This is a genomic window from Desulfovibrio sp. GTC20076 (assembly GCF_055385905.1).
The window spans coordinates 839134-856532 of sequence record NZ_AP039366.1; the positions used below are offsets into that span (position 1 = coordinate 839134).

The following is a 17399-nucleotide window of genomic DNA, read 5'->3' on the forward strand; positions in this document are numbered from 1 at the left end:
GGCAGCGGCTCAGCCGCGCAGCACTGTTTCCGACAGGTCGGGGTTGCGGTCGGGGGCAAGGCTTGCCGCCACAAAAACCGAGCGCAGCTCGTCATAGGCCACGTCCAGGTTGTCATTGACCACAAGCGCATCATACCAGCGGGCTTCGAGTATTTCCTGCCGGGCGTTGGCCAGGCGGCGCTCAATGGTTTTTTCATCATCCAGGCCCCGGTTGCGCAGGCGGCGTTCAAGCTCGGTCATGCCGGGCGGCAGTATGAAAACAAAGACCGCCTCGGTCAAGGAAAGCTTGAGCTGGGCGGCGCCCTGCACGTCAATGTCAAAAAGCAGGTCCTGCCCAAGGCGCAGTTTTTCCTTCACCGGGGCCAGCGGCGTGCCGTAAAGATTGCCGTGCACTTCGGCCCATTCGGCAAAATAGCCTTCGGCGCGGCGCTGTTCAAATTCTTCACGGCTGATGAATATATAGTCCTTGCCGTCCACTTCGCCCTGCCGGGGCAGGCGCGTGGTGCAGGAAACAGAGTAGCCCAGCAGGGGGAAGGCCCGCAGCAGGCGTTGAACCAATGTCGTTTTTCCAGCCCCGGAGGGGGCGCTCAAGACCAGGGCAATGCCTTGTCGGGGCATCAGATTCCTTCCTCTTGCGCAAAGCGCTGGCTGATGGTTTCAGGTTGTATGGATGAAAGAATGACGTGGTTGGAATCCGTCACAAGAATGGAGCGCGTTTTGCGCCCCTGGGTGGCGTCGATGAGTCGCCCCTGCGCACGCGCGTCTTCCCGCAGGCGCTTCATGGGAGAAGACGCGGGGCTGACAATGCCTACAACCCGGCCCGCCAGCACATAGTTTCCGAAACCGATATTGATGAGTCGTTCGCGAGACATGACCTATTCCAGATTCTGGACCTGCTCGCGGCATTTTTCCAGTTCATTCTTGAAGTCTACAACAAGGCGCGATAACTGCACATCAGGCAGTTTGTTGCCGCATGTGTTGATTTCGCGAAAGCATTCCTGAAGGGTGAAGTCGAGGCGGCGGCCCGCATCGCGTCCCGCCTGCAAAAGATCATGCAGCCGTTCAAGATGGGTCGAAAGGCGGGTAAGCTCTTCGCTCACATCCAGCCGGTCGGCAAGTACTACAATTTCTTGTAAAAAACGGCCTTCTTCCAGTTCTTGCCCGTTCTGCGCCAAGGCCTCGCCCAGGCGTTCACGCATGATATTGGCACGCTCTTCTTTTATGGCCGGAGCACGTTCGGCGATAAGGCCGGTCCATTCTTCCATGCGCAGAATGCGTGAGTGCATGTCTGTGGCCAGAGCACGGCCTTCGGCGGCGCGGGCCTCGTTCCAGTCTTCAAGGGCGAGAGCAAGCCCTTCTTCAAGGCTGGTTGTCACATCCTCATCCATTTCTTCGCTGGTGTCATTCCAGAGCGAGGAAATCTGCATGAGCGCGCTGTAGTCCGGCATAAAATCATCGCCACGGGCCAGGGCCAGATCGTGCAGTCTGTCGAGCATGGCATTGGCCTGCCCGGCATCAAAGCGCGCCACAGGAACTTCGCCCGGGGCGTATTGCAAGGTCAGGCTTATGTCTACCCGCCCACGCGAGGCGAAGCGGCGAACGACCTTTTCAAGGCGGGGTTCGAGGCTGCGCACAGGCAGGGGGAGACGCCATTTGAGATCAAGATGGCGGCTGTTGACGCTTTTGACTTCCCATTGCTGGATCGTGCGGGTATTTTCAACGAGGCAGCGGCCAAAGCCGGTCATGCTGCGGAGCATAGGTTCCTTCCCATGTATAGAGTATTGGGGCGAGTGTAGAGCAAGGCCTTGACGAATGCAAGAAAGCCCTTGGCACGCCGGGCCAAGGGCTGAATATTTTTTAGGTAATCCACCGGATTACCCGGGCGCTGCCTGTTGTTTGCAGGCCCTACGTGCCTCAGGACAGGCCGCCAGCGCCGCCGGTGCCGCAACTGCCTGAAGAGCAGCTCCCCGCAGCGCAGGTGGGCATGCCTTTTCCCATGGGCCGTACCGGGCCGGGCTTGTAAGGGAAGGCCCCGGTTTTGAGAGGACTTGGAACGCACATCTGCTTTTCAGTGGCCGCGCCGCATTTGGGGCATGCCGGAGATTCATCGCCAAAAACCAGATCTTCAAACTTGTTTCCGCAGGCAGTGCAGACAAAGTCAAACATGGGCATACTGATACTCCTGAAGCATTCTTTGATTACACCTTGAGGGGCTGCATCAAGGCCGTGTTGCGCCGTGCAGACCGTGCCGCTCAGGGGCTTGCCCTGGGCAGTCCCTGCATATATAAACATAAATACGCTCAAGGCAAGGGGCCATAAGGCCGTGATGCCGGGCGCAAACCGCTTTTCGGGCATTGGCTTATGCAGGCCCGGAACCGCAGGAGAAAATCATGAAAAAAATTCTGATACTGGCCGGTGATTATGTAGAAGATTATGAAGTGATGGTGCCTTTTCAGATGCTGCTCATGCTCGGCTATGACGTGCATGCCGTATGCCCCGGCAAAAAATCTGGCGATGTTGTGCGCACCGCCATTCATGACTTTGAGGGCGACCAGACCTACTCGGAAAAGCGCGGCCATAATTTTGTCATCAATTTTGACTTCGACAAGGTAAACACTGCCGACTATGTCGGGCTGGTGGTTCCCGGCGGGCGTGCACCGGAATACCTGCGCCTGAATCCGCGTATTCTTGAAATTGTACGCGAGTTCAATGCGGCCGGAAAGCCCATTGCAGCGGTCTGCCATGGCCCGCAGATTCTTGTTTCTGCCGGTGTTCTGAAAAACCGCACCTGCACTGCCTATCCCGCAGTAAAGCCTGATGTGGTAGATGCCGGAGCCACCTGGGCCGAATTTAACGAGACCTTCACCAACGCCGTGGTGGAGGGCAACCTTGTGACTGCTCCGGCCTGGCCTGCGCATCCTGCGTGGATTGCGGCCTTTGTCAAACTGCTCGGCGCAAAGATCAGCATTTAGAGCAATAAACGGCTGAAATGCCCTCATTGTTTTTATTGGGGACCATCGGAGCGGCTCATGCTGCGGGATTTTCTCACTTTGCCCGGTGATCTCCCGTGCGTTGCACATTGCCATCAACAGGGTCGACCGGGCGAGGCGGGTAATGGACAGCAAAATTCGTTATCAGCGTGTTGTAGCATAAGAGCCTCGGGTGTAAGCCAGAGCTTATTTCAAGACTCAAAAACTTCGGATAATAGCAGACGCCCCGCGAACTTCGCGGGGCGTCTGCTATTTCATGGGCCGGGTGCGGCCGGAAACGCCCGCTCTCGAGTGGTCAAGGTTATAATGGTTCCACGATCAGTCCCTTGTCTGACAGCTCCACTGGCCGCACGGGCAAAAGCCCGGCGAGCGAGGGAGCGGAAACCCCGCCTTCTGTGGAGGGCGTCTCCCGTGGACGCAAGAAGCAGGCCGCATAATATTCGTTGACGCCCTTGATTTTTTTGCCGCCCGCTTGAGGGGCCTTTTGTATGCTGCCGGAGATGTCCGCAGCCAGCAGCATGCGCGGCAAGGCCATTTGTGCCATGAGAAATTCTTTTTGCTTCAGGGCAACAGCCTGCCGCACCCTGGCCGCGCGCTCCAGCTTGAGCGCGTGGGGGATCTGCCCTTCAAAGCGTTCTGCCGCAGTTCCGGGACGGCGCGAGTACGGGAAAACATGTGCGTAACCAAGGGGCAGGCGGGCAACAAGCTCTAGGAGTTCCTGCACATCTTTTTCGGTCTCTCCCGGAAAGCCCGCGATAATGTCCGCGCCAAGCCCCATGGCGGGCCAGTGGGCTGAAAGTTCCCTTACTGCTTCCTCCAGCATGGCGGGGCTATAATGTCCGCGCCCCATTCTTTTCAGCACGTTGCGGCTGCCATGCTGCAGGGATATGTGCAGGTGCGGGCAGAGCATGCGGCAATGGCGCAAAATATCCAACGCGCGCTCGTCCAGCTGTCCCGGCTCCAGAGAGCTGATACGAAAACGGGCCAGCCCGGCAAATTCCGGAGCCAACGCCGTGTCAAGGGTGCGCAACAGGTTCCAGAAGTCGCCCGTCTGTGCGTCCCGTCCGTATTGTCCCAGATTGATGCCGGAAATCATGATTTCCACATGGCCCGATTCCAGCAGGCGGCGGGTTTCGGCCAGCACATGTTCTACCGGGCGGCTACGGGGCTTGCCTCGTGTGAGCGGCACGATGCAGTAAGTGCAGCGGTGGGCGCAGCCGTCCTGCACTTTGAGCACAGGCCGGGCGCGCTTGAAGGTGGAAATGTTGAAAGATGGAAAACTGTTGGCGGCATCGGCGTTTGTGTCCGCATTCATTGTGGTTGAAGCATGTTCCTCGGCTTTCTGGGGGCGGTTCACCTCGCGGAAGGGAGTAAGCAATGGAGCACTGCCGGACGGAGAGGGCATTTTTTCGTGCTGTGCAGGCAGCGTCGCCGAAGCGGTGGCGCAGGAGTCCGGCCCGGGGAAATCGCTGCTCCACGGGCCTTGCAACAGCAGGTCTTTATGTTCCTGCGGAACCAGCAGGTCGGGGGCAGCCCAGGCGGCCCCGGGCCGGGGGCGATAGTCAGCGAACAGACGCGCCGCGCAGCCGGTGAGTATCAGGCGGGCGTCCGGCGCTTCGCGCCGCAGGCGAAAAACTGCGTTGCGGGCGTCTCTTTCGCCTTTGGCCGTGATGGCGCAACTGTTGACGCAGATGACATCTGCCTCGGCGGGGCTGGAGCATTCCACGCCGCCCAGGCCCTGCCACGCTTCACGCAGGGACTGTGTTTCGTACTGATTGACCTTGCAGCCGAACGTGACCAAAAAGAAATTCCAGACAGACATGGCGCTGGTGTACGCAAAAGCGCTTGCCTTGACAAGCGGAGCGCGGGTAGGCTTGGTACATGAAGTGTCACATAAAGAAATTATCCACCTTTCTGATGGGTTGTACCCTGCTTCTGATGACAGCCGCCGACTTTTGTGCCGCGACGAACCACGATCTGCCTGTTTCTGATACTGGGATCATGAGGCAGGACGGCCCCTTGCCCGCCGGCTTTCGTGTGCCATGCGCCAGCGGTCCGGCTGTGCCGCCGGAGGCGTGGCCGGAGGAACAGTTGGGTGGGCCGTCTGATGCGTTGCCGGAGGGTCTGGATGACGCCGCGCGTCTGGATGTGTACTGTCTGCGGGCTTCCTATCCGGAAATTGCCGGAATGGTTACGGACGACAGCGGTTTGTGGCTGCTTGTGGGTGGTGGCCGCCGGGTGCTTTATGCGCGGCATGCCGACAGCGGATCGGCATTGAGCCATGCGGGTTCCGGCAATGGCGAAAAGGGCTGGGCCGTGGATGTGCGCTCCAGTATGGCAGACGCGTATCCCCTTGAGCCGGAGCGGCCGGACACGCCCTACGGTGTTTCGCCGGGGCGGCGGCGTTCCTATGATCTTTTGGGTGCGATTTACGGGCAGAATGCTTCTGAGGTGGGCAGGCAGGTCCGTCAGACAACACTGCTCGGGCAGCCCTTGCGTCTTTCCGCTTCGGCGGCCCGGGCGCTGGGTCGGGCCGATGCGCGCCTTGCCGTTGCCGTAGGTGCAGAGCCACATTTAAAAGATTACCTGAAGGTGCACGGCGGTTTTGTGTGGCGGCGTATAGCGGGCGAGACTCGATTGAGTCCGCATGCTTACGGCATTGCTGTAGATTTGAGCCCGCGGCTGGCCCCGTACTGGCGCTGGAACAAGCTGCGCCCCCACCCCATGCAGCGCGGATATCCTTTCGCCATCGTGGATGCTATGGAGCAGGCGGGTTTCATATGGGGCGGCAAGTGGCATGAATACGATATCATGCATTTTGAATATCGGCCGGAAATCATCTGCAAGGCGCGCATGCTTCAGGCCCGGCGCGGGCAGGGAGGCGCAGGTGATGGCCCGGCGCATGCGGCAGGTGCGGTACTTTTTTCGGCAGACTGATTCCTTTGTGTGCTATTCCTTGCTTTTGTCGGTAGTGAGCAGCAGGACGGCCCCAAGCACCAGCGCACCACCAAGCCAGCCCAGCGGAGTAAAGTTTTCATCCCAGAACAGCCATACCCACAGTGTGCCGAGCACAGGTTCCAGATGGCAGGTCACTGCGGCCCGTACCAGGCTGATGCGTTTAAGCCCCATGCCGTAGCAGAAATAGGCAAGATAGCATGTCAGAAAGCCGAGGATAAAAAGCCAACCCCATATCTGCGGGCTGTGATCCAGGTGAATGGGTTCAAAAAGCCCCAGGGACACGATGCCGCCAATAAGCATATAGCCGTAAATGGCGGCGGTGGAGTAGCGCGCCTGCCACCAGCGGTAGAAGGGATAGTGAGTGGCGTAGCTGAACCCTGCCAGCAGGCCGCAGGCGATGCCGAGCACCGAGGTTTCACCCGGGATGCTGCCACCGGTAAAACATACCAGGGCTGTGCCGCATAGTGCGATCCCTATGGCCAGGGCCTTGCGCCTGGTGATGTGCTCGCCGAAAAGCAGGCGCGAAAAAAAGGCTACCCATACGGGCGCGGTGTATAGAAGCACCACGGCCGTGGCCCCGCCGCTGAGCTTGATGGACATTTGCATGGCGGCAAAAAAAACGCCTGTTCCCCAGAGGCCGAAAAGCATGAAGATCAGGGCATCACGGATGTTGACACGCAGTGACCGGGTCAGGGCTGCGTGTATCAGAAAGCAGATGCAGCCGATGGCGGCCCGCCAGAAGGCGGTTTCCAGAGGCTGAACGCCACCGGCAATGCAGTATTTGGAAGACACGCCAAGCAAAGACCAGAAAAAAGCCGCAAACAGAATCCACATATACCCGCTTGAGGTGCTGCTGCTCTGCAACAGCAGGCTGCCCTTGCTGCCTTCTTTCATGCCTGCTCCTTGGTGGCGTTTTGCGCCATGCGCCTGTATTGGCCCCTGTGGCGACGGCAAGATTGTTTGCCCTGATTTTTCAAGTTCTGCCGCGCCTGCTGCCGGTGCGGGACGTTTTGTTGTTATGCCGGATGTGATTCCTGCGGCAGGCCAAGGGCTTGCAAAACAAGGCCGGCCAGTTGTGTCTGGGCGTCCGGCATGGGCAGGCCATCCCAGGCGCGGCCCATAAGCCAGAGGGGGACGCGACGCGTGGCCTCCGTATTGTCATTATGCCCGTGGTCATCGCCCATGCCGTGATCGCTGGTTACCAGGGCGGAATAGCCCTGCTTTTCCCATATGGGCAGCCAGCGGGCCAGCAGTCCGTCCGCGTGGCGGGCGGCGTCCCGGTAGGCGCGACTGTCGGCCCCGTGGCAGTGTCCCGCGTAGTCAATGCCCATTGAATGAACGAGTAGAAGGTCCGGGCTGAAGCGCCGGCACAGGCTTGCGGCATCGCGAAAAAGCTCGTCATCCGGATAGGCGTCATTGCTGTAGAAAAGACCGTGAGCAATGGGCATGCCCGGTGCCTGGGTCAGGCGGTCGCGTGCGGCATCAAAGGGCGCGATATTGCACAGTTCGCTCATCCAGTGGTAGGCCGCTGCCGCCGTAATACGCCCTGCGTCCCGTAAGCGTGAGCATATGGTGGGTGCGGGGCACAGGCGGGCGTCATCGTTGTGCAGAATGCCGCTTTGCGCCGGCGGGATGCCGCAAAGCAGTGTGGCATAGGCAGGGCGTGAAAGCGGCGGCAACGGAGCCACAAGCTCGGCATAGCGGGCCAGGCCCGCCTCTTCCAGCGCCTGTGGATAAGACAGGCAGCGTCGGGCGGTGGCGGCAGTCAGGCCGTCCAGAAGCACAAATGTCACACGCTTCATTACCAGTCTCCTTGCCCTGCGGGGCGCGGCCCGAAGTTCAGGGAAGGGGCCAACTGGCGCAATTGGGCGGCAGTAAGCCCGATGACGTTGTAGTGCTCTCGCAGCCAGAGCAAGTAGCTGTAAGTTTTTTGATAAAGGGCGTCCGCCGCTGCCTGGTCCGGGATGTTGGGCGAACCGCCGGGCAACATTTCCGAAGAATGCCAGAAAAGGCTCAATACCCTGCCGCCGCGCCGTGCAAGAAGCCTGGTGGCCGCCCGCATAACGGCGGGACTGTGCCACACGGGATTGGGACTCAGGACCCCCCAGAAATGAAAGGAATCCACAAGGGGTTTATATCGGGTAAGACCGTACCAGAGCCGGGCCAGAGGCGGATATAGCGCGATCTGGCTCACCGGGGATTCGAGCAGCCCCGGGCAGTCTGCAGGCCAGTACGGATCCGTGGGTGCCAGAAAATGATCCGGGCCACCTGGAAAAACGCGTAGCGGGCAGACGGAACTGTCAAACGTGATGCCCTCTTCAGCCAGCAGGGGGCGCACGCTGCTCTTGAGGTCCCAGCGGCCCATGCGAAAACTGGTGAGGGGAGCACCCTGAAAGTCGCGCCCCGCGTCCAGCAGGGTACGGAGACGGCGGCGCAGCAGCTGTTGGGGCATTTTGTCTGTGCGTTCGGGTGTGCCGCGCTTTCGCGCAGTTGCACCGTGTTCACTATCTGTCAGCGGAGGGGTGCTCCAGTGGTGCAGGTGTGCCGCTATTTCGGCCTGACAGTGATCGCGCATCCAGGCTAGGTGCGGCCTTGCTTCCGGATTGGAAAAGACGGTATGCGCGCAAAACAGGGTGAGAGGGAAGCCCAGGTCATGCGTCAGAGGGGCCAGGCGCGGCAGCAGGGCGACATTGCGCACGCCGCAGCCGCTGGATGCATAACTGCCTGAAAACAGGCCCTCTTCTTCCACATCAAGGCTAACAATGACATAAAGGTCACGCCCGGTATCAGGCTGTGTGGCTGGCGTATTGGTCATCGCCCCATAGTAAGCGCAAGCGCGGCGCAAGGCAACGTATGACGAAGCCGATCTGCCCGGCGCGACCTGCCGCGCATTGTCGCGAATTGCGGGACAAGCCCAGTGCGGCTTTTATCGGCAGGACTGTGCGAGCGCGGAGAATTTGCCTCTGCTTTCCCGCTGTGACGGCAATAAGGCTGCATTGTATTTTTTACCGGGCAGGGGATGTTCCGGAGGGGGCACGAGATGCGGCGCAGCAGGTCTGCCGTGAGAGCGTACGGCGAAGTGACGTGTCCGCATGATGGAATTTTCTGCGGAGACGTCCCGAAAGGTGTGCTCTTGCAAATGGCGTTGGAATGCATAAGATTGTCCAGCCGTACATGGGGGCGGCACAGCCCGTTTCCCTGCCGGGCGCAATGTGGTGACGAGGCGGGGTTGCCCGCCACACAGTGCCGCTATAAGGAGAATCATGTCCACACCTTTGCGTGTTCTTTTTCTGATGGAGGATCTTTGCTACGGTGGCACACAGCGCCAGACTCTGGAGCTGGCCCGCCGTCTGGACAGGCAAAAATTCACTCCGGTCATGCTTACCCTGACCGGTCCCACTGACCTGGACGCAGCTGCCCGCGAGGCTGGAATCGAATTGCATCATCTGGGCTGCGGACGCCGCGTGTCGCCCGTTTTTTTTCTGCAACTGGCTACAACCCTGCACAGGCTCAGGCCCGGCATTATTGTACCCTGCACGGCCCTGCCAAACATCTGGGGCCGCATCTGGGGCCGTTTTTTACGTTTATGGAGCGGAAGGGGCGCAATCCCTCTGGTGGTCGGCACCTGCCGCGGCGGCGGCGGTCCGGCCCGGCAACACGAAAAATGGCTCTGGCGGCTTACGGATCATATGGTCTGCAACTCTGAGGCATTGCAAAATATTTTACTTGATTTTGGTGTGCCGAAGGCACGGCTCAGCTATATTCCCAATGGTGTGGATACGAACTTTTTTTCGCCGTCAAATCCCGCCCCGTCGCAGCGGGAACCGATTATTCTCTGTGTGGCCCGTCTGGCTGGAGACAAGGATCATGTAACGCTTCTGCGGGCCTTTGAACTGGTATTGAAAACCTATCCCGCAGCCCGTCTGCGGCTTGTGGGTGACGGGCCGGAAGAGGCTGTGCTGAAGCAGTGGGCTGCGGCGCATGCGGCGGGCAGCAATGTAGATTTCGTTCCAGGTGGTCTTGATATGCGGGAGCATTATGCGGCGGCGCGTATTTTTGCCTTGTCTTCCGTGCGGGAAGGGCAACCCAATGTCATCCTTGAGGCCATGGCCTGTGGCCTGCCTGTAGCTGCTACTGCCGTCGGGGGTATCCCCCGCCTTGTGGAGCAGGAAATCAGCGGTCTGCTTTCGCCTGCGGCAGATGCGGAAAGCATGGCCCGACACTGCTGCCGTTTGCTTGATGACAGTGCTTTGTGCGATAGCATGGGTCTGGCCGGAAGGCAGCGGGCTGAGCGGGACTTTTCATTTACGGCCATGGTGGACGCCCATGAGGAAGTTTTCAGCCGTCTGAATCTAAGGGTTTAGGCATCGGCGGCCAGGACCTGCGCGAAAACTCGTGCTTTCCGGCGTGCCCCCTGCCTGCCTTGTGGGCGAGCATCAGAAAAACGACTCGTTGCAAGGAATCCGGGTTCTGCCCGGGAAGCTGGTCGTATTCTCGCGGCAGCACACCAATCTAGGAAATTGCCTATGTGGAATAGTGGAAATATATGGTCGCCCTGCGTACCCTTGCCTCAAGCGGGCCTTGTGGGCCGCAGGCGCGCCATTGCGGCAGGTGACAACACGTCTTCCCTCTGCAATGTTGTGGAGGGTGCACCTGCTGGAACCGGCGCAGCGGTACGGCCTGTGGCGGGCCTGTGGCTTTGTACGCTGCTGGTTTGCACAGTGTTGCTCGGCCCCGGAATCCCGGCAGCGGCTCATGGTCAGGAAGTGCAGCAGCCTGTGGCCGCCGGCGCAGCCCCAGGTGTAGAAGCCAGCCGTAAATCTTCCGTTCAGGAGCCGCCCGAAGCCCTGCCGCCGGAGCTTGCTGAAGGCCCTGTGGAAGTGAGGGAACTGTGGACAGGTTCACTCTATTCATCCACCTATAAGGTGGGCCTGTGCTTTTCCGCCGACGGCAAAGTGCGCGGCGTGGTACATTTGCGTCTGTACAACGGCAAGGTAGACGTGTACCACATTGTGGGCAGCGTCCAGAATAACGAAATACAGGCGCGCCATTCTTCAGGTCATACTTTTAAAGGGCGGCTGGTTTCGGCCAGCAAGGTGGAAGGCGTCATCAAGCTGAAAAACGGCATGAAAGTACGCCTTGAAGGCACCCGCACCCACGATGTTCCCCTTGCCCCCGAGAACTGCGCGCCCCTGCCGCAATAGGCATCGGCGCGGCAAGAGCGCACGCGGCCTGTGAGGCTCCGGGCCGCCTGTTTAACGTGAAGGAGAAACTATGTTCTGGCTCTGGTTTGCGCTGGCAGCTTTAAAATGCTTGTTACTCTATGTTCTGGCCCGGACAGGTCAGGCCCTGCCGCGCCGGGCGCGGCTGGATGAGGCGGCCAACCGTGCCTTGCCCGACGACCGCTGGCCCGTGGTCGGCATGATCGTGCCCATGGCCGGTGCTGACAAGCGTATGTCCGCCGCTGTGCGCAGCCTGCTCCTTCAGAACTATCCCCGCTATTTCCCCGTGCTGGTCACTGCCACTGCTGATGAACCGGCTGCGGACCTTGTGCGGCAGATCCAGCGGGACTATCCTCACGCGCGGCATGTGGTGGCCGGCCCGGCCCGTAACTGCGGACAGAAAAACCACAACAGCCTTTGCGGGGTAGCTGCAGTCAAAAACAAAGCCGATGTCTTTGTTTTCTGCGACAGCACCCATATGGCCCGGCCGGATTTCATGCGGCACCTGGTGGGGCCGCTTGCCACTGGCGAGGCCGAATTTTCTACAGGCTATCATGTGGTGAATCCCACCGACCACCGCCCCGTGACCCTGGCGTATGCCCTGTGTGTTCTGCTTATGCGCCTTTTGCAGGCTGTTTCGTCTTTCACCCAGCTTTGGGGCGGGGCCATGGCCATGACCCGCGAGGCATTCGGCAGATACGCAGTGGAAGACTTGTGGGCGCGCAACGTGGTGGACGACTGTTCGCTTTCGGCCCGTCTGCAAAAACTGGGAATTCCGGTGCGGCTTTGCCCCGGCGCGCTCCTGCATACCGAGGCCGGCAGGCATGAGCGCCATGTCTGGCGGGCCTGGATGGACCGGCAAGTGCTCTTCCTCAAGTTTTGCATGCCCATACAGTGGGTGCTTCTGGGCTTTATGGGCTTTGTCATGGCCGTGCCGCCCCTGGTCGCCGCCTTCATTCTTTTGGGAGGACTGTTACATGTGAGCAGCGGCCTGGCTGTGATGCTGGCGCTTTTGTGGATAGTCATGCTGTCTGTGATCCTGCACTTGTGGCGAGGCCTGCTGCGGCATTCCATTTCATTTGTCCGCTGGTTCCTGAGCTTCTTTGATGCTGTAGCCATGTTTGTTCTGGTCTACTTTCGCAGTCTGCCTGCACGAAGCATTGTGTGGCATGGCCTGCGCTACGTTGTGGGGCGGGGCGGCACTGTGCGGCGGGTGGAACGGCTTTTTTAGGCTGGTCCCGGCCTGTGCAGCTCGGGCGTTTGCCTGGCGTTGATGGCTTGGACCGCAGGGTGTTGCAGGTTTGTGATTGGGAATATGTCTTTGACATACGCCGGTTTCGCCCTATATAATAATTCGCCCGTTTTTGGGTAAGAGGGCTGGCGCATTCCCATAGGGGACGAAAGCGCACAACAGTTCGCATGAGGCGGTGTCGGCGCGGTTTGTCATGCCGTGTCCGGTGCAATTGTACAGGGATATTCTTACAGTGGTTTTGCCATGATTGCCATGTCCGACCTTTTCCGCGTCAGCCTGCGTCAGGTTGTACGCCAGCGCGGCTTCGGGGTGATATTGTCCATCGCCCTGGGCATCACGGCCTTTATTGTTCTGGCCGTGCTTGGGCGTGAAATACGCTATAAAGTCGGACAAGATATGGTACTTATGGGCGGGGTTAACGTCATCCGCGTCTATATGGATGATGCCCAGTACCCCGGCCAGCCCATGCGCGGTTTTTATCCTGAAACCGTAGACGCCCTGAGCCATCTGCCCGGGGTCTATATGGTGAGCCAGAACATACGCGAAGGAAAAGGCTTTTCTCTGCGCGGCGCCGGCGAGCGTGTTCTCAATGTAGGCTTTATCGGCATTGACCAGTATTTTTCAGACGTTTTCTCTCTGGCTCTGGTCGCCGGGCGGCTCATGGATGCCGACGATGTGACCGGCCACAAGCGTGTCTGCATGCTCGGCCGCGAAGCCGCCCAGGATCTGTACGGAGATGCAGATGCGGCTGTGGGCAAGCTGCTTTTTTTACAGCAGGATGTTTTTGAAGTGGTGGGAGTGGTCAGCGGGGTCATGCTTGGCAGTTGGTCGCAAGGGGGCTTTTTGCCCTATACCACAATGATTGACAGGAACTGGGCCGGTGACAAGGTTACGCGGCTTTTTGTACGCGCCATCGGCTGGCAGGATGTGCCGCCCCTGGTCAAGGAAATTCCTGAAGTTGTTCAGGAATATCAGACTGCGCCCTACCTTGTAGTGCATACGCAGGATGATCAGCTGGCGCGTATCCAGGATACTTTTTTATGGGTTGAAGTGCTGCTTTGGCTCGGTATTGCCGCGTCGCTCATGCTTGGCGGCTTCGGCATATGGTACGGTACGTTTGCCGCAGTACGCGCCCGCACCCGCGAGGTGGGGCTGAAGAAGGCCATGGGCGGTTCCGATACGGACATTCTGGCCCAGTTTCTTGCTGAGGCCTTGTGCAAGTCTGTGGCTGGCGGTGTTTTGGGTATTGCCGTAGGCATTGCGCTGGTGGAAGGGGGCTCCTGGTCGTTGGGTACGGGTATCTCTTATTCCCTGCTTTTAGCCAGCAGCCTGGGCAGCATTGTTTTTTCCGCAGTCATCGGCGTGGCGGGGGGCCTGTATCCGGCCATCCAGGCCAGCCGCATGGACGTGGTCACGGCTCTGCGCTTTGAGTAAAAACAGATGGCGGCCCAGCCCTGACCGCTGCTGCGGCGGCCCGGGCCGTTTATGGACAGGGTGATTCATGGCTCCTGTTATTGTCGCCAAAGATTTGTACAAGTGCTACGCTGGCTTCTCGCCGGTATTGCGTGGCGTGAATATTGAAGTGGAGCCGGGCGAGATGGTTGCCATTATGGGACCTTCAGGGTGTGGCAAATCCACAATGCTGCATGTGCTCGGCATGCTGCATGCGCCTGATTCCGGTTTTCTGGAAATTCTCGGGAAAGACGTGTTGCATCTGGACAGAGAGCAGACCGCAGCCTTCAGGCGTGGAACCATGGGCTTTGTCATGCAGTCGAGCAACCTTTTCGACCACTCCACAGTGTTTGAAAATGTTGAATTTCCACTTATTTATGAGCGCGTTCCTCCGCAAGAACGGTGGGAAAGGGTCATCCGTGCTCTGGAACTGGTACGGCTTTCGGCCAGGGTGCACTACCGCAGTAATCGCCTTTCCGGCGGTGAGCAGCAGCGTGTGGCCATTGCGCGCGCCATGGTGAACAGCCCCCGCATACTGCTTGCCGACGAGCCTACGGGCGCCCTGGACGCCAAGACCAGCCGTCTTATCATGGATAACTTCCGCAATCTTTGCCATACGGGCGGCGTAGCCATGGTTATGGTGACCCACGACCCCAAGATGGCGGAGTTTTGCGACAGTGTGTATACGCTTGAAGACGGCATTCTGCATTGCCGCAAGCGTGAGGTGCCGCGTATTTCCGTTCAGGAAACATATAACCTGCTGTCCGGTGCCAAGCCGGTGGTGCGCGGCGCGTTGGTGGCAGAGCGTTTTCCCGAGGCTTCCGGGCAATGTCTTATGACCGAAGCACACCACATGCACGCTTCCGGGCTGCTTTCACGCATTTACGCCATTCGTGACAACGGTCTTCTGGGTAGTCCCGAGGGCTACGCCCTGCCCTTGGCTGTGCGCCGTATCGGTGCCTGGCGCACGTTTGGCGCCTACCTTGCCATGTTCCGTCATATGCGCGGCGCTTCAGCCAATCTCTGGAGTCTCTGGCGCACATTGCCCGGGCGAGGCCGCTGGGGACACTGGTTGTGGGACCATCTGCGTTCTTTTGGTTCCGGCGCTCTGCTGGCCCGCTGGGGCCTGGAAGAAAATATTGAGATTTTTTATGCCGCCGGAGCGCACGGCCCGGCCACAGCTTCATGGGTGGCCTCGCGTCTGCTTGATGTGCCGTATGCTTTTGCCGTACGCTCGCACGACCTTGCCAACCCCGGCCTTAACTGGGCAGCAAAAGTCAACGATGCGGTTTTTGTACGCTGCGATACAGAAGCTTCCCGTCAGGCCATGCGTGAGCTTATGCCTGACGTGCCGGAACACAAGTTTGTGGTGCTGCGTGACCCGCTTACGTTGACCCCCCCGGATGAGGATGCCGAACAGGCTCCTGCGGGCAACGACGCTGCCGTCGAACTGAATATTCTGGCTGTGGGCACGATCAGCTGCCGCAAGGGCTATGACACTCTTTTGCGCGCCTGCGCGGTACTGAAAAGCAAGGGTATCGACTTCACGCTCAGAATCGTGGGACATGGACCGGAGCGTCTGCGTCTGCGCTGGCTGGCCTGGCGGCTTGGTTTGCGGGGCAACGTGCTTTTTCCGGGGCGGGTCCCCCATGAAAACATGCCGGATTTTTACAGTAAGGCCCATGTATTCGTAGCGCCAGGCCGCAAAACGCGGCAAGGAGATATGGACGGGCTGCCCTCGGCGCTCGTGGAGGCCCTGGCTTTTGGACTGGCCGTAGTTGTCAGTGACTTGCCAGGGCAGACTGAGGCCGTGACTGACGGCTGCAATGGACGCGTTGTAGCGCAGAACAATGTGGATGTTCTGGCCGGGGTGCTTGAAGAGCTGGCCTCAAATCCTGCAGAGCGGCGGCGGCTGGGCGATGCAGCACGCCGGGATCTGCCTGCATTTCTGGACGAAGAGGGCGTTGAGGCCCATATGAGCACGTTTTTTAAAAAGGCGTGCCGCAAGCTGTGAGCAACAACATCTTGTGAGTCCGCATCCTGAAACGGAAATGTCATGAATTTTGATACGGTGCATGTGCTGGTAGTGGGCGACGTAATGCTTGACCGCTACATTGCCGGGAGTGTGGGGCGCATATCGCCTGAAGCCCCGGTGCCTGTACTTGGCGTGAACAAACGATGGTTCGCGCCGGGCGGCGCGGCCAATGTGGCCCGCAATCTGGTGAATCTTGGAGCGCAGGCCACCCTTGTGGGCCTTTCCGGCATTGATGAAGCCGGCGACGATCTGTGTCGGAGCCTGGAGCAGGCCGGCATTGAGCACCGCCTGATATCTTCCGGAGCGCGCAGCACCACATGCAAGACCAGAGTGCTCGCCCAGGGGCAGCAGTTGCTGCGGCTGGATGAAGAGCGCTGCATGCACCCGGACGCGGATGAGCTTGATGCCTTGCGCCAGGCGGTGTTTGATACGCTGTCTGATTGCCGTGCAGTGATCCTTTCTGATTACGGCAAGGGTGTTTTGCTGGAAAACGAGCAGGGTGAAAGCCTGTGCCGCGCTATTATCGACGAAGCCCGCCGCCTGGGTATTGCCGTGCTTGTGGATCCCAAGGGAACGCAGTGGGGCCGCTATGCGGGTGCGCATTGCGTAACGCCCAACAGGCAGGAATTTGCTCTGGCCTGTGGCAGGGACGAACATGTGCCGCTGGACAGGGCGCTGAGGGCAGAACTGGCAGACCGGCTGCGGAAACGCCATGCCATTGAAAGAGTGCTGCTGACCCGTGGGGCCAAGGGAATGGCCCTGTTCGGCCCGGATGCACCTCCACGTTATATACGAGCCGCCATGCGCGAAGTTGCGGATGTTTCCGGAGCGGGCGATACTGTGATTGCCACTCTGGGGGCCTGCATCGGCAGCGGCTTGTCCTGGGAAGAAAGCATGGATGCGGCCAATGCCGCGGCCGGCGTTGCTGTGGGAAAAATGGGTACGGCTCCTGTAAGTATTACCGAATTGCGTCAGGCGCTGCGTCAGGGCGCGGATAATCCCAAGCTTTATGCCTTGCCAGAGCTTCTTGAAAAGGTGGAAGACTGGCGGCGAAAAAATGAAAGCATAGTCTTCACCAACGGATGTTTTGACTTGCTGCATCCGGGTCATATTTCTCTTTTACGCCAAAGTGCCGCTCAGGGAACCCACCTTGTGGTGGGGCTTAATTCCGATGCCTCGGTACGCCGTCTCAAGGGGCCAAGCCGCCCGGTACAAAACGAGCAAAGCCGCGCGTTGCTTTTGTCCGCTCTGCACGGAGTGGACGCAGTCGTGTTTTTTGACGAAGACACACCGCTGAATCTTGTCACCGCCCTGCGTCCTGATGTACTCGTCAAAGGCAGTGATTATACGGTGGAAACCGTAGTGGGGGCGGATGTGGTGCTGGCTTCGGGCGGCCGCGTCTATCTGGCCGATCTTGTGCAGGGGTGCAGTACCACCGGGATTGTGCGCAAAATTGACGCTTCCGGCGGGAACAGCTCCTCACGTTGAGT

16 protein-coding genes are annotated in these 17399 nt (G+C 59.4%); 8 read left to right on the forward strand and 8 right to left on the reverse strand.

Going from position 1 to position 17399, the window contains the following annotated elements; all coding sequences use genetic code 11:
* Positions 1-9: 9 nt before the first annotated feature.
* The 4 genes from gmk to ACZ495_RS03760 all read right to left on the reverse strand — a co-directional run bounded on the left by gmk (position 10) and on the right by ACZ495_RS03760 (position 2172).
* Positions 10-618 carry a guanylate kinase gene (gene gmk, locus ACZ495_RS03745; protein WP_012625032.1) on the reverse strand — a complete coding sequence of 203 codons (609 nt, stop codon included), beginning with the start codon at positions 616-618 and terminating at the stop codon, positions 10-12.
* A complete protein-coding gene (locus tag ACZ495_RS03750) occupies positions 618-872 on the reverse strand; it encodes a DUF370 domain-containing protein (protein ID WP_012625031.1) in 255 nt (84 codons plus the stop codon). Before ACZ495_RS03750 ends, gmk begins: the two co-directional genes overlap by 1 nt.
* 3 nt (positions 873-875) lie before the next feature.
* A complete protein-coding gene (locus tag ACZ495_RS03755) occupies positions 876-1757 on the reverse strand; it encodes a YicC/YloC family endoribonuclease (protein ID WP_464262637.1) in 882 nt (293 codons plus the stop codon).
* 157 nt (positions 1758-1914) lie between these two features.
* Positions 1915-2172: an FmdB family zinc ribbon protein gene (locus ACZ495_RS03760; RefSeq protein ID WP_012625029.1), complete on the reverse strand. Its 258-nt coding sequence runs from the start codon at positions 2170-2172 to the stop codon at positions 1915-1917.
* A 218-nt stretch (positions 2173-2390) separates the two neighbouring features.
* Here ACZ495_RS03760 and ACZ495_RS03765 point away from each other — a divergent pair, with 218 nt between their 5' ends.
* Positions 2391-2972 carry a DJ-1/PfpI family protein gene (locus ACZ495_RS03765; protein ID WP_072311916.1) on the forward strand — a complete coding sequence of 194 codons (582 nt, stop codon included), beginning with the start codon at positions 2391-2393 and terminating at the stop codon, positions 2970-2972.
* 319 nt (positions 2973-3291) lie between these two features.
* On the opposite strand, the gene ACZ495_RS03770 is transcribed toward ACZ495_RS03765, so the two are convergent.
* The gene (locus ACZ495_RS03770; RefSeq protein ID WP_464262638.1) at positions 3292-4812 is read right to left on the reverse strand and encodes a MiaB/RimO family radical SAM methylthiotransferase; all 1521 of its coding nucleotides are present in this window, start codon (positions 4810-4812) and stop codon (positions 3292-3294) included.
* A 59-nt stretch (positions 4813-4871) separates the two neighbouring features.
* Between ACZ495_RS03770 and ACZ495_RS03775 the strand changes: the two genes are divergently transcribed.
* A complete protein-coding gene (locus tag ACZ495_RS03775) occupies positions 4872-5927 on the forward strand; it encodes a M15 family metallopeptidase (protein ID WP_464262639.1) in 1056 nt (351 codons plus the stop codon).
* 12 nt (positions 5928-5939) lie between these two features.
* Here the strand turns inward: ACZ495_RS03775 and ACZ495_RS03780 are convergent, their stop codons facing one another.
* From ACZ495_RS03780 to ACZ495_RS03790, 3 genes are all read right to left on the reverse strand, one after another.
* Positions 5940-6842 (reverse strand): DMT family transporter, encoded by a 903-nt coding sequence (locus tag ACZ495_RS03780; protein ID WP_072311913.1) that lies wholly within the window; start codon positions 6840-6842, stop codon positions 5940-5942.
* 122 nt (positions 6843-6964) lie between these two features.
* The gene (locus ACZ495_RS03785) at positions 6965-7750 is read right to left on the reverse strand and encodes an alkaline phosphatase family protein (RefSeq protein ID WP_464262640.1); all 786 of its coding nucleotides are present in this window, start codon (positions 7748-7750) and stop codon (positions 6965-6967) included.
* Entirely contained in the window at positions 7750-8763 is a 1014-nt protein-coding gene (locus ACZ495_RS03790) for a polysaccharide deacetylase family protein (RefSeq protein ID WP_464262641.1), read from the reverse strand. The genes ACZ495_RS03785 and ACZ495_RS03790 overlap by 1 nt, the downstream gene beginning before the upstream one ends.
* Before the next feature lie 448 nt (positions 8764-9211).
* On the opposite strand from ACZ495_RS03790, the gene ACZ495_RS03795 reads away from it, so the two are divergent.
* The 6 genes from ACZ495_RS03795 to rfaE2 all read left to right on the forward strand — a co-directional run bounded on the left by ACZ495_RS03795 (position 9212) and on the right by rfaE2 (position 17397).
* Positions 9212-10312, forward strand: a complete 1101-nt coding sequence (locus tag ACZ495_RS03795; RefSeq protein WP_296986358.1) for a glycosyltransferase — start codon at positions 9212-9214, stop codon at positions 10310-10312.
* A 162-nt stretch (positions 10313-10474) separates the two neighbouring features.
* Positions 10475-11152, forward strand: a complete 678-nt coding sequence (locus tag ACZ495_RS03800; protein WP_296986356.1) for a hypothetical protein — start codon at positions 10475-10477, stop codon at positions 11150-11152.
* A gap of 70 nt (positions 11153-11222) precedes the next feature.
* Complete coding sequence (locus tag ACZ495_RS03805) at positions 11223-12401, forward strand: glycosyltransferase (protein ID WP_296986354.1); 1179 nt, start codon at positions 11223-11225, stop codon at positions 12399-12401.
* 273 nt (positions 12402-12674) lie between these two features.
* Entirely contained in the window at positions 12675-13856 is a 1182-nt protein-coding gene (locus tag ACZ495_RS03810; RefSeq protein WP_464262642.1) for an ABC transporter permease, read from the forward strand.
* Positions 13857-13923: 67 nt separating this feature from the next.
* A complete protein-coding gene (locus tag ACZ495_RS03815; RefSeq protein ID WP_464262643.1) occupies positions 13924-15888 on the forward strand; it encodes a glycosyltransferase in 1965 nt (654 codons plus the stop codon).
* Between the two features lie 42 nt (positions 15889-15930).
* The gene (gene rfaE2, locus ACZ495_RS03820; RefSeq protein WP_464262644.1) at positions 15931-17397 is read left to right on the forward strand and encodes a D-glycero-beta-D-manno-heptose 1-phosphate adenylyltransferase; all 1467 of its coding nucleotides are present in this window, start codon (positions 15931-15933) and stop codon (positions 17395-17397) included.
* The last annotated feature ends 2 nt before the right edge of the window (positions 17398-17399 follow it).